Origin of the sequence: Rhizobium sp. NPDC090275 (assembly GCF_044772225.1) — a bacterium.
Taxonomy (GTDB): domain Bacteria; phylum Pseudomonadota; class Alphaproteobacteria; order Rhizobiales; family Rhizobiaceae; genus Rhizobium.
In genome coordinates this window covers 88755-101341 of record NZ_JBIVYL010000011.1, presented here as the reverse complement: position 1 = coordinate 101341, position 12587 = coordinate 88755, and the positions used below count along the sequence as shown (strand labels likewise).

Sequence of the window (12587 nt, the reverse complement as noted above, 5' to 3'; positions counted from 1 at the left end):
ACCTCACTCTGCCACAGTGCTGGCCGCTGCTCACCCCTGATGGGATCTCAAGACCATTTACCGTGGGCTGAAAAACTGCCTCGCCCTTTAATGGGCACCGTCCTCGTGATAAATGCGAGGAGCCAGGTGCGTGCATCAAGCGGTCTCGGAGTTGCCTCACCGACAACCGGTTTGACTTTACCCAAATCGAGAAGCGTGGTTCGTTGGAAAGCTCAAAACCAATTCGTAGGCCGTGCTCCGTCCGCCAGCCTCGCCTTTTTGCAGGATGCCTTTAGCCATGAGGTCTGCAATGTCGCGAGATGCTGTGTCTTGGGATGCGTTCGTCAATTTTGCCCACTTGGTCGATGTGAGCTTGCCTTGGAAGTTTCCTTCCAGCAGCCGGTTGAGGACCTTGGCTTGTCGCGGATTGAGATCGCTTGCAGCATGCGCCTGCCAGAAATCATTTTTCAGCATCACGTTGTCGAGGGTCAGCAGCGCCTCGCCAACAGCATTGCCCAGACGATCGAGGAACCACTCGATCCAGTTCGTGATGTCAAGGCTATCCTTGCTGGTAATTGATTGCAGAGCTTCATAGTACCCGATGCGGGATCGCTCGATTGCTGCGGACATGGAATAAAGTCGCTGGGCGCCCCCACCACTGCGTGCGAGCGTCATGTCGGCGATTGCGCGGGTTATGCGTCCGTTTCCATCGCCGAAAGGGTGAATAGCAACGAACCAGAGATGTGCGATGGCTGCTTTGACGAGAGGATCATGTTCGTGCGGCCCGTTGAACCACTCCAGGAACGTGGACATCTCAGCTTCCACCCGCTCTGCGGGTGGAGCAACATAGTGGACTTTTTCGTGCCCGAATGCGCCGGAAACGATTTCCATACGGCCGCCAGAGTCGTCACGCCAGTCGCCGACCCGAAGCTTATGGCCCCATTCGTTGCGACCAGTCTGGAAAAGAGCTCCATGCCATTGGAACAGTCGCTCTGCCGTCAGCGGGTCTGCGCAATTGATCGTGGCATCGAGCGTCATATGGACGATGCCCTCAACAGAGCGATTTGGAGTGACAAATCCATCGATATCGATGCCGAGCCGCATGGCAAGCGAGGATCGAACCTGCTGCTCATCCAGCTTCTCTCCCTCGATCGCTGACGATTTCACAACATCATCTGTCAACGCTCGTAGAAATGTTGCCTCGCGCGTACGAAAGCCGAGGCTCTCGACGCGGCCGATCAGCCTGCCTTGATCAAGACGCACTGCCGCCACCCTCGATGTAAGACGGTCGATGTTCCAATCGAATTTCGGCCATAGGGCGGACTGCCAGATATAGGTCATATGCCACGATAGAGCTCGTGTGCGGAGAATAGCAAGATTTATCTCCGCATACTTGCGGAGTTTATGATCCATTTGCGCCGCACACCAAATCTGGGCATTCAAAACAGTGTCGGTTTTACCGCGCTCGCATAAAGTCGCTGGCGATGAGGGCTGAAACTGGCCGACTAAACCCCACTTTGAGGCAGCCCACTCCACAATAAAGATATAACCGGATCAATAGTGTCGATCGCCTGTTGTGGCGATGCACCTGAAAGAATGCAAGCTCTGATCGTATGTCGCGGGCTCGAATCAAGACCGATCGATGCGCACCTAGCTAACTCTGTAGCCCCGTCCAGTTCTGAAAGGTTGCGCCGGAAGGCGACCTTTCAGGGAACTGGCGTGCGGCCGGAAGTCGTGGCTCACTGTCATGTCCGAGGTGATCCACCACTTCTGTCCCGCGGTTTATAGACAAGGTAGAGAGGCCAGTGCGGTCGACAGCGGACATGCGCTGCTTCACTCCTACCTGAAGCGAAAAATAACGCGTTAACAGTTCCTTGAGTTCCAAAGCTCGAAAATTGAGTTAATGAAGATAACTGGTTTCCTCCGCGGGTCTGGTTCTGCTTGAACCAGTTAATGCATGGGCCGGCTACGAGTTTGTAAAGTCCTCACTCATAAAAGTTCGAAATCGAAAGTCAGGCTTACGTTGAACGTTTTCGTCGAGACTCGTTTATGAGGGCCTCCTATCGATTGAAATTTTCTTGCGTTTGGTAATTTTGTCTCTGGGGACCTTAACGGCTTCAACCTTGGTTCTTGCATTCTATTTTGCTTTGCAGATGCTAATTTGATGACAACGACGCGTTCTCTGTTTCCGAGAATCGTGCTCCTATCGGTAAGCCACAGCTGACACTCAAGGACATCTCATGATCCCCTTCGACCTAGCTGCAGTAACTTTCGCAGGCGGAGCCCTGATCGGCGCGACGTCGATTGGAGCATGGCTCTGGGCGAGAGGTGAGTTGGTCCGACAAAGTTCATTCAGCCAGGCAGCTCGCGACCTTGCGATGCAGTCTGTGCTGGCGATCGATGACTTCGTCGGTGCCTGCTATATCGCAGCTCACGATTACCCTGAGTACGACGTCGATGAGCCTGAGAACTTTTTCCTTCACTCTGATGATCCCGCTCTCGTCCTTCCCAAAGACGCCGACTGGTCGCTTCTAAACCGCGATCTCGCCGACGAAATCAGGTGGCTGCCGAACCGGCTTCGCAATGTGCGCGATGCGTTGGAGTCGATCGAAATCGAGCCGCCGGACTTCAGCGATCTGTTCGAGCACAGACAGGATGATTACGCCCGCCTTGGCTTGCGTGCGATGGACCTCGTCGAGCGCATCTGCGCTGAACATCAATTGCCGTTGCCAACCCGCCCCGATTACTACGACCCTCGCAGTGAGTTCATTGCAAAGATATCGGAGATGGAGAATTTCTGGAAACGGCGAGCTCAATCCGCGCGGCAGGTTCCGAGTGAACCATCCAACGTGACACCGATTTTCGGGCGAAATACAGCGCCAGAGAGCGCGTCAACCTAACAAAGCTTTGCACGGAGTGTGGTAATTGCAGTTCGCGTTTCATCGCCCGGGCCTGCTTCAGGGGCGCGGCGCTCTAAAACTGGATATCTTAGAGCCTTGCACCGAGCGCCATCGCCGCTAGTTCCAGATTGAGTGGAGTTGTGGAGAGTGACCATGCGTAGGATCGCAGTTATCGGAATGGGCGCGATGGGAAGTGCCGTTGCAAAGGCTCTCCTGTCATCTGGCGCGGAAATCGTCACCTACCTAGAGGGACGATCATCGGGGACACGAGAACGCGCGGCCGCTGCTGGTATTCGCGAAGTTGATCTGCCGGCGTTGGTTGAGGCGGAAATTATCCTGTCAATCGTGCCGCCGTCTCAGGCTATGGAAGTGGCCGACCTCGTTGCGACGGCGATGCGCGCGTCGCAGTCTTCTGCGATCTTTGTCGACTGCAATGCCATTTCACCTCAGACGATGCGTGCGGTCGCTCAGCCGTTCGACGATACCGATGCCAAGGTACTTGACGGCTGCATCATCGGCGGGCCTCCGATGGCAGGAAATCCTGGTCCACGCTTCTATCTGAGCGGAGGTGCGAAAGAGACTGTAGCGGTTCTCGTCGGATACGGCTTGGATGCTCGGGCCCTGGACAGCGATATCGGTACGGCGTCCGCCCTCAAAATGTGCTACGCGGGCATCAACAAAGGCCTCATCGGTCTTGGCACCTCGATGCTCCTGGCTGCCGCGAAGAACGGAGCGGACAAAGCTTTAATGGCCGAACTTTCTGAAAGCCAGTCGCAGCTCGTAGCGAAGTTCGCCAAAGGCATCCCCGACATGTACCCGAAAGCATATCGCTGGGTCGCGGAAATGGATGAGATTGCTTCGTTCTTGGGTGCAGATAATTCGGCTGCCGACATATTCGGCGGAATGGCAGGTGTCTTCCAACAACTGGCAACCGCCCGCACAGGCAACAGCGAGATGGCGACGACCTTGTCCGAGATGCTGGCCGAGCGACCGGAGGGTAGCGTTAATCGGTACGACGCCTTGAGTAACGGCAACTTTGACGAAGGCAGCAAGGGCCTTGAACCGGTTTCGAGCGCTCGCGGAAGCCAGGATAAAGTCGAGCTGGAAGCCGAACTGGAGGAGGGGCTGGAGGAGGGGCTTGAGGACAGCTTTCCGGCCAGTGATCCGATCTTGGCTACCGTCACCAGCATACCGGGAAGCACAAGGACGTAAACGCTTCCGATGACCTCAGACAATCCAACCTCAATCGCCGTTGTCCGCGTTGTCGATCTTGAGACCGGCGGCAATGGCCCGCACGAGGTTTGCGAAATCGGTTGGCAGGACGTGGTCCAAACTCAAGATGGCCGATGGCAACTTGATGTCGAGCGTGGCTCATTGATGGTGAATCCGGGACGACCTATCTCGCCGGAAACGATGGCCGTTCATCACATCCTCGACAGTGACGTCGCCGGAGCGCCTTTGTGGAGGGAAGTCGCATCATTGGTGCTGCAACCGCGTCGGCCTTTGGTAGCACTGGCCGCTCACCGCGCTGCGTTCGAACAACGATATTGCACTGCTCGTCTTACCGGAGGTGCAGAATGGATTTGCACATGGAAGTGCGCGTTGAGGCTATGGCCGAACCTACCGCGTTTTTCCAACCAGATGCTTCGCTACCTGCGCATGCCCAGCGGACTGGTTCACGAGTTAGGCCTCCCGGCCCACCGTGCATTACCCGACGCATACGTGACCGCCCACCATCTTCGCGACATGCTCAATGAGACTTCGCTCGGACAGTTGCTTGCGTGGAGCGCCGAACGAGGACTTTTGCCCCGCGTTCCCTCCGGACCGGCACGGGGAAAACCTTGGGATCAAGTCGACATGGAAATCGTGCAGCACTTCCTTGCGGATCGAGATCGAGATGTACGTTTCACTGCCGAAACGGAAATCGCGCGACGGAGCGAGCAGCCTGCGCGGGAGCCCAGCCCAGCCCAAGGCCGCCTCTTCTAGCTGTGGTGCAGGAATAGGCAACCTGAAAATGATTGGCGGGGAGAGCCCGGGCGGCCCTCTCTTAGGCAAAATGTCCAAACGGGCAGACGGACGTCGGGCTCGGGATGCCTAAAAATGGGAGCCGGTATCGCGCGCGCATGGCCGTTTCTTCGGCGAAATCCTGCTTGCCAATACGCCTATTCAAGCAGGCAATCTAGCTGGCGACTGTGTGGTAGAGATCGAGACGCAGGCCGTGGTCAATTGAACCGTCAGCCCTGATTGCCGTCGGTTAAATATGCATCCGCGCTCGTACCAAAATATTGTGGCTGCCCAATCAGCGAGCACATCCGTCGCTTGACACTGTTTTGGGCACTGCCTACAAAACTTGACCAAATGATAAAACAGGGGGTTCTCGTCCATGATCAATGATTTCAAGCTCTCACGCCGTGCTCTGATCGCATCTGCAGCAGCAGTCGGTGCCAGCGCGTTCATTCCGGCGGCTCGCACGGCAGTGCCACTGAAGGTGGCCGGCATTCATGGCTCCCCGGTCGAAAATGCTTGGAACTCGGTTCTGCATGCAGCCCTGCTGGAAGCCGCTAAGGAAGGCGTGATCGAATATGTCTTCTCTGAAGGCGTTTCGGGCACCGATTACGGCCGCGCGATGCGCGAATATGCCGAACAGGGCAACAAGCTGATCATCGGTGAAGCCTATGCTGTCGAAAGCGAAGCCCGTGAAGTGGCGGGCGAATATCCGGAAACCGCCTTCGTTCTCGGCTCCAGCGGCAAGCAGGCCGGCGACAACTTTGGCGTCTTCGGCACCTGGAACCATGACGGCGCCTATCTCGCCGGCATGCTGGCCGGCAAGATGACCAAGAGCAACACGGTCGGTGCCGTCGGCGCCATGCCGATCCCGGAAGTCAACATGTTGATCAACGCCTTCGGCGAAGGCGTGAAGGCCGTCAATCCGGATGCCAAGGTGCTCGTCTCCTTCATCGGCACCTTCTTCGATCCGCCGAAGGCACGCGAGGCAGGTCTTGCCCAGATCGATGCCGGTGCAGACATCCTGTTCGGCGAGCGTATCGGCACGGCGGATGCGGCCAAGGAGCGCGGCATCAAGGCTGTCGGTTCCCTGATCGACTACACGCCACGTTATCCGCAAACCGTATTTGCCAACGCGCTTTGGGGTTTCCGCCCGATCCTCAACGCGGCGATCGCCGATGTTGCGGCCGGCAAGCCGGTCGGCAAGGATTACACTCCCTTCGGCCTCCTGAAGGAAGGTGGCAGCGACATCGCCTATACGAAGGGTGTTGCCCCGGCGGATGCAGAAGCTGCGATGGAAGCCAAGCGCGCCGAGATCAAGGCTGGTACGTTCGAAGTGCCGCGCAACATGAACGAGCCGAAGTAAGCCGGATCGATGCAGGCCGACGCGACAGCACTTGCCGAAGCGATCGGCCGCGGACAACTGACGGCGCGGCAGGCGATGGAAAGATCGCTTGCCGCAGCGGAAAAACACGAGGCGCTTGGCGCCATATGTTATCTCGATGCACAACAGGGGCTGGCATCGGCTAATGCGTTTGATGCACTGCCTATCGAGCAACGCGAATTCAGGCCGTTTGGCGGTGTGCCGACGCTTGCCAAGGATCTTGGCGGGCCGTTCAGGGGATTTCCGGTCAGTGCCGGATCGAGGTCTCTACCGAGGCAGGGCGGCGAGGCGGATTCCGATCTCGCGGCCCGTTATCGCAATGCCGGGTTCTGTCTGCTCGGGATCACCACGACGCCGGAGTTCGGCCTGTCGCTGGCAAGCGAGCCCCTGATTGGTCCGATATCGCGCAACCCACTTGATCCGTCGCTGACATCCGGCGGATCTTCCGGCGGAGCCGCTGCGGCTGTTGCGGCCGGCATTGTTTCGATTGCGCATGCGACCGATGCCGGTGGGTCGATCCGTGTTCCGGCGGCCTGCTGTGGTCTGGTCGGGCTGAAACCCGGACGCGGGGCGATGGCGGCGGGGCCGTTGTTTACCAACCATCTAGGCGGCATTGCCAGCGAACTTGCCGTCTGCCGCTCGGTTCGCGATGTTGAGCGGGCATTTTCGGTGCTCTCCGGCTCAGCGCGTGGGCCCTATCCGCCGGTCGAGCAGGCCGTGGCCAAGGCCGGGAAGCTTAAGATCGGGCTGCTGACGGAGCTTGGATCGGATTTTGCGATCGATCCGGTTCGAGCCGAGGCCGTTGCGGATGCTGCCCGTGTCTTGGAGGACAAGGGGCACGAGATCGTTTCGCTGGCATGGAGCGATATTCGCGCGGTCATTGAAGCATCGGGGAGGGCATTTCGCGATGTGATTGCGATCAATCTCGCAAGTCTTGCGAAGCTGCCTGGTATCGATGCATCCCTGTGGGAGCCGATGACGCAGGCCGTTACCGAAGAGGGCGGCCGGATTAGCGGCGTTGCGATCTGGGATCTGGTGCAAGAGATGGTGTATGTCAGCCGCGATCTGCATTCGCTGTTCGACCGTTTTGACTGCTTGCTGACGCCGATGCTCGCCTGTGCGCCAAGGCCGATCGGGTCTTTCCCGAGCGATAACCGCGATACCGACCTGCATTTTGCCCGTATGGGATCCTTTGCCCCGCTCGCGGCAATTGCCAACATATCTGGTTTCCCGGCGATCACCCTGCCTTTCGGGGTGGACAAGGCCGGTCTGCCTTTGCCTGTGCAGATGATAGCTCCTATGGGGCAGGAGGCGCTGCTTCTGGCCCTTGCCGCAAGGCTTGAGGGCGAACAACGCTGGTCGCACCCTTTCCCAATCACAGGCCTCGACCGATGACGGATACCGTTCTCGACATCAGAAATGTCAGCAAGCGTTTTGGCGATAATCTTGCCAATGACGATATTTCGCTGTCGCTCGCAAAGGGCGAGATCGTTGCGCTGCTCGGCGAAAACGGTGCCGGGAAGACGACGCTGATGAGCATTCTCTTCGGCCATTATGTGCCGGACACGGGGTCCGTTTCGGTGATGGGGCAGACGCTGCCGCCGGGCAAACCGCGCGCCGCGATCCGCGCCGGTGTCGGCATGGTGCACCAGCATTTTTCGCTGGCGCCAAACCTGACCGTGCTCGAAAACGTCATGACTGGGACGGAAAGCCTCTGGTCCCTCGGCTCCAATGTCTCTGCCGGCCGGAAAAAGCTTTTCGATATTTCGCAGCGTTTCGGCCTGAAGGTCGATCCGGATGCGCGGCTCGGCGATCTTTCGGTCGGCGAGCAGCAGCGCGTCGAAATTTTGAAGGCGCTTTATAACGATGCGCGCATTCTGGTGCTCGACGAGCCGACGGCGGTTCTGACCAAGCTGGAAGCCGAGACGCTGTTTTCGACCCTGAAGGATATGGCACGGCAAGGCCTGTCGCTGATCTTCATCTCCCACAAACTGGACGAGGTGATGGCGACGGCCGATCGGATCGTCGTGCTGCGCGGCGGCAGACAAGTCGCCGAGCGCAAGGTGGACGAGACCAGCAAGGTCGAACTTGCCGAACTGATGGTAGGCCGCAAGGTGACGCGGCCGGTACGCGAGGCTTCGACTCCGGGAGAGATTGTGCTGGAAGCCGCTGGTATCACCGTGCGCTCTGGCGGCGTAGAGCGGCTGAAATCCGTCAATTTCCGGCTGAGGGCTGGTGAAGTGCTCGGCATTATCGGGGTTTCCGGCAACGGGCAGGCGGTGCTGGCCCAGCTTCTGAGCGGCACGATCGGCCGCAGCGCCGGCGATCTGGTTCTGTTCGGCAAGGGTGTCGGCGACCTGACGGTGGCGGACGCCGTGTCTTACGGTATCGGGCGCATTCCCGAGGATCGCAACCGCGACGGCGCGATCGGCGAGATGTCGATCTGGGAAAATGCGGTGCTGGAACGGCTGCCGGAATTTTCGAAGGCCGGGCTGGTCGATCGCAAAACGGGGATCGCCTTTGCAAGAAGGATCATCGAGGGTTTTGACGTGCGTGGTGGGACGCCTACCAGCCGTACCCGGCTCTTATCCGGCGGCAACATGCAGAAGCTGATCCTGGGCCGTAACCTGATCGAGCACCCGAAAATCCTGCTTGCGGCGCAGCCGGCGCGTGGACTGGACGAGGGTGCCGTGGCGGCCGTGCATGAACGTATTCTTGACGCGCGCAAGGCAGGCACCGCGGTGCTTCTGATTTCCGAGGATCTCGACGAAGTGATGGCGCTGGCAGACCGTATCCAGGCAATCGTCGGCGGACGGCTGTCGCCCTCCGTCGATGCCGAGGATGTCGATGCGCGAAAGCTCGGGTTGATGATGGCCGGGGAATGGGGAGGTGCGTCCGATGCGGTTTGAGAGGCGCGAACAACGCTCGACATTGCTGGTCATCGCAACCCCTATCCTCGCCGTGATTGCGGCGCTTGCCATTGCCGGCGTGCTGATCGCCGCTGCCGGTGCGCCGGTTTTCGAGGCCTATTGGAAGATCCTGACCAGTGCCTTCGGCTCGCGGCTTTCCGCCACCGAGACGCTGACACGCGCTTCGCCGCTGATCCTGACCGGACTTGCCGCAGCCGTCGCCTTTAGGGCGCGGCTCTGGAATATCGGCGGGGAGGGGCAGTTCTATCTCGGCGCAATTGCTGCCGCTGCCGCGAGCGCGCATCTGTTTGCGGGCTTGCCATCGCTTTTGCAGATCCCGCTTCTCTTCATCGTCGGAGCATTTGCCGGCATGGTTCTGCTGCTTTTGCCGTTGTGGCTGCGGCTGCGCTTTTCCGTCGATGAAGTCGTGACGACACTGCTTCTCAATTTCGTGGCACTTCTGTTCGTCTCGATGCTGATCGACGGTGTGCTGAAGGACCCGGCCGCCTTCGGCTGGCCTCAGTCGGAGGCGGTGGATGCCGCCGCCCGCCTGCCGAAACTGCTTGCCCGTTCACGGCTGCATATCGGCCTCGGCATTGCCGTGGTGATCGCCTTCCTGATCTATTTCGTTCAGACACGCACGGTGTTCGGCGTGCAGTCGCGCGCTGCGGGCTTGAATCCTTCCGGTGCCGTTTTCGCCGGTGTGCCGCTGGGGCGGACGCTGATGATCGTCGCGATGATCTCCGGTGGTCTCGCCGGTCTTGCAGGCACAATCGAGGTTCTGGGCGTCAAAAGTTATGTGACGACCGATCTTTCGCCCGGTTACGGTTATTCCGGCATCGTCGTCGCCATGCTCGCCAATCTCAATCCGCTCGGCGTCGTGCTAGCGGCGCTGTTTACCGCCACGATGTTTGTGGGGGCGGACGGGATGAGCCGCAGCATGGGCATTCCAACCTATATTGCCGACGTGACGGTGGCGCTGTCGCTGCTTTCCATGCTGGTCGCAGTGTTCTTCACGCAATACAGGATACGCCGATGAGCGCGCTTTTGGACATCCTCGCCTCTGCCGGCCTCTGGGCCGCCGTGCTGCGGATCGCGACACCGCTGATCCTTGCGACGCTCGGTGCGCTGATTTCCGAACGCGCGGGTGTGCTGAACCTCGGCATCGAGGGGATCATGACTTTTGGGGCGATGTCTGGCTGGTTGGCCGTTTATAATGGCGCTGATCTGTGGGTTGGGTTGCTCGTGGCGGCACTCGGCGGGGCGATGTTCGGGCTGTTGCATTCGGTGCTGACGGTCACGCTCGGCCTGTCGCAGCATGTCTCGGGTCTCGGTGTGACGCTGTTCGCCTCGAGCTTTGCCTATTACGTGTTCCGGCTGATGGTGCCGGTGGCAGGTACGCCGCCGACGATTACGCCGTTCCAGCCGCTCGACATTCCTACTCTTTCCGATCTGCCTTTCTTCGGTCCGGCATTTTTCAACCAGACCGCGCCGACCTATCTGGCGATCGGGCTGGCGATTGCGCTTGCCTATCTGATTGCCCGCACGCCGGTGGGGCTTGCTATCCGCATGACGGGCGAAAACCCGCACGCGGCGGAAGCGCAGGGGCTGAACCCGATGGCGATCCGTTATGGCGCGGTGATTTTCGGCAGCGCGCTGATGGGCGTCGGCGGTGCCTTTCTGACGCTCTCGGCATTCAATAGTTTCTTCCCCACGATGGTTCAGGGGCGTGGCTGGATCTGTATTGCGCTTGTCGTCTTCGCCTCGTGGAAGCCGGAGCGGGCGCTGCTCGGCGCGATCCTGTTTGCGCTGTTCGATGCCTTCCAACTTCGCCTGCAGACGGTTTTGAGCGGCGTCGTGCCCTACCAGATCTTCCTGATGATCCCCTATCTGCTGTCGATAGCAGCGCTTGCCGTCATGGCACGGCGCGCCCGTGTGCCGCAGGCGCTGATGCAGCCTTATCGCCGCGGCGAGCGCTGACGATTTAATTCTGAGGAGTCTTTAAATGTTCGATCTCATCATCAAAAATGCCAACCTGCCGGACGGCCGCGAGGGCGTCGATATAGCCGTTTCGGGCGGGAAAATCGCTTCGATCGAGGCCGACATTGCTGGTGAAGCGCGCGAAACGGTCGATGCGACGAACCGGCTTGTTAGCACCTCCTTCGTCGATCCGCATTTCCACATGGACGCCACGCTGTCGCTCGGCCTGCCGCGGATGAACACCTCGGGCACGCTGCTGGAAGGCATCACGCTCTGGGGCGAGCTTCGGCCGCTCTTGACCAAGGAAGCGCTGGTCGAGCGGGCGCTCGCCTATTGCGATCTCGCCGTCTCTCAGGGCCTTCTGCATATCCGCACCCATGTCGACACGTCCGATCCGCGATTGGTGACGGCGGAAGCGATGCTGGAAGTGAAGGAGCGCGTGGCGCCCTATATCGACCTGCAACTCGTGGCTTTCCCACAGGACGGTTATTATCGCGCGGCCGATGGCGTGAGGTCGTTAGAGCGGGCGCTCGACATGGGCGTCGATATCGTCGGCGGCATTCCGCATTTCGAGCACACCATGCAGGACGGCGCTGCCTCCGTTGAAGCACTCTGCCGCATCGCTGCCGATCGCGGCCTGCCGGTCGACATGCATTGCGACGAGACCGACGATCCGCTGTCGCGGCATATCGAGACCCTGTCGGCGCAGACCGTGCGGTTCGGACTGCAGAGGCGCGTTGCCGGCTCGCACCTGACATCGATGCATTCGATGGACAATTATTACGTCTCGAAGCTTATCCCGCTGATGGCGGAAGCCGAGATCAACGTCATTCCAAACCCGCTGATCAACATCATGTTGCAGGGACGCCACGACAGCTATCCCAGGCGCCGCGGCATGACGCGGGTGCGCGAACTGATGGCAGCAGGCCTCAACGTTTCCTTCGGCCATGACTGCGTGATGGACCCTTGGTACTCGATGGGTTCCGGCGACATGCTAGAAGTCGGGCACATGGCAATCCATGTTGCGCAGATGTCGGGCGTCGAGGACAAGAAGAAGATTTTTGACGCGCTGACGGTCAATTCGGCAAAAACGATGGGGCTGGAGAATTACGGCTTGTCGGTCGGCTGCAATGCCGACCTTGTCATGCTGCAGGCGGAAGACGTGATTGAAGCACTGCGGCTGAAGCCGACCCGCCTCGCCGTCATCCGGCGCGGCCGGGTCATTGCCCGCACAGAGCCGAAAGTCTCGCATCTGAAGCTTGACGGCCGGCCGGGCGTGGTCGACGCCGGCCTCAATCCGACGCGGCGGTAGTCAAACCCTAGAGCTGGGCGCAATGAACTGAACAGGACTCTGTCGTCATCGCGTTGCAAGCCGGAACCTGTCTCGTTTCAAAACAGTCGGCGCCTTCCTGGGGCGCCATTCCCACCTTT

10 protein-coding genes are annotated in these 12587 nt (G+C 59.5%); 9 read left to right on the top strand and 1 reads right to left on the bottom strand.

The window, feature by feature from the left end; genetic code table 11:
• Positions 1 to 177: 177 nt before the first annotated feature.
• The gene (locus tag ACIQUB_RS24735; RefSeq protein ID WP_402933172.1) at positions 178 to 1320 is read right to left on the bottom strand and encodes a Fic family protein; all 1143 of its coding nucleotides are present in this window, start codon (positions 1318 to 1320) and stop codon (positions 178 to 180) included.
• 899 nt (positions 1321 to 2219) lie between these two features.
• On the opposite strand from ACIQUB_RS24735, the gene ACIQUB_RS24730 reads away from it, so the two are divergent.
• The 9 genes from ACIQUB_RS24730 (at position 2220) to ACIQUB_RS24690 (ending at position 12468) form a co-directional block, all read left to right on the top strand.
• On the top strand, positions 2220 to 2879 hold the full coding sequence (locus ACIQUB_RS24730) for a hypothetical protein (protein WP_402933169.1): 660 nt from the start codon (positions 2220 to 2222) through the stop codon (positions 2877 to 2879).
• A gap of 153 nt (positions 2880 to 3032) precedes the next feature.
• Positions 3033 to 4091, top strand: a complete 1059-nt coding sequence (locus tag ACIQUB_RS24725; protein ID WP_402933166.1) for a DUF1932 domain-containing protein — start codon at positions 3033 to 3035, stop codon at positions 4089 to 4091.
• A 9-nt stretch (positions 4092 to 4100) separates the two neighbouring features.
• Positions 4101 to 4865, top strand: a complete 765-nt coding sequence (locus ACIQUB_RS24720) for an exonuclease domain-containing protein (RefSeq protein WP_402933163.1) — start codon at positions 4101 to 4103, stop codon at positions 4863 to 4865.
• 397 nt (positions 4866 to 5262) lie between these two features.
• Positions 5263 to 6249, top strand: a complete 987-nt coding sequence (locus tag ACIQUB_RS24715) for a BMP family protein (protein WP_402933160.1) — start codon at positions 5263 to 5265, stop codon at positions 6247 to 6249.
• 9 nt (positions 6250 to 6258) lie between these two features.
• Complete coding sequence (locus ACIQUB_RS24710; RefSeq protein ID WP_402933157.1) at positions 6259 to 7662, top strand: amidase; 1404 nt, start codon at positions 6259 to 6261, stop codon at positions 7660 to 7662.
• Positions 7659 to 9176 carry an ABC transporter ATP-binding protein gene (locus ACIQUB_RS24705; RefSeq protein ID WP_402933154.1) on the top strand — a complete coding sequence of 506 codons (1518 nt, stop codon included), beginning with the start codon at positions 7659 to 7661 and terminating at the stop codon, positions 9174 to 9176. The genes ACIQUB_RS24710 and ACIQUB_RS24705 overlap by 4 nt, the downstream gene beginning before the upstream one ends.
• Complete coding sequence (locus ACIQUB_RS24700) at positions 9166 to 10215, top strand: ABC transporter permease (RefSeq protein ID WP_402933151.1); 1050 nt, start codon at positions 9166 to 9168, stop codon at positions 10213 to 10215. Before ACIQUB_RS24705 ends, ACIQUB_RS24700 begins: the two co-directional genes overlap by 11 nt.
• Positions 10212 to 11156, top strand: coding sequence for an ABC transporter permease (locus ACIQUB_RS24695; protein ID WP_402933148.1), 945 nt, complete (start codon positions 10212 to 10214; stop codon positions 11154 to 11156). The genes ACIQUB_RS24700 and ACIQUB_RS24695 overlap by 4 nt, the downstream gene beginning before the upstream one ends.
• Before the next feature lie 25 nt (positions 11157 to 11181).
• Entirely contained in the window at positions 11182 to 12468 is a 1287-nt protein-coding gene (locus ACIQUB_RS24690; RefSeq protein WP_402933145.1) for an amidohydrolase family protein, read from the top strand.
• Positions 12469 to 12587 lie beyond the last annotated feature (119 nt).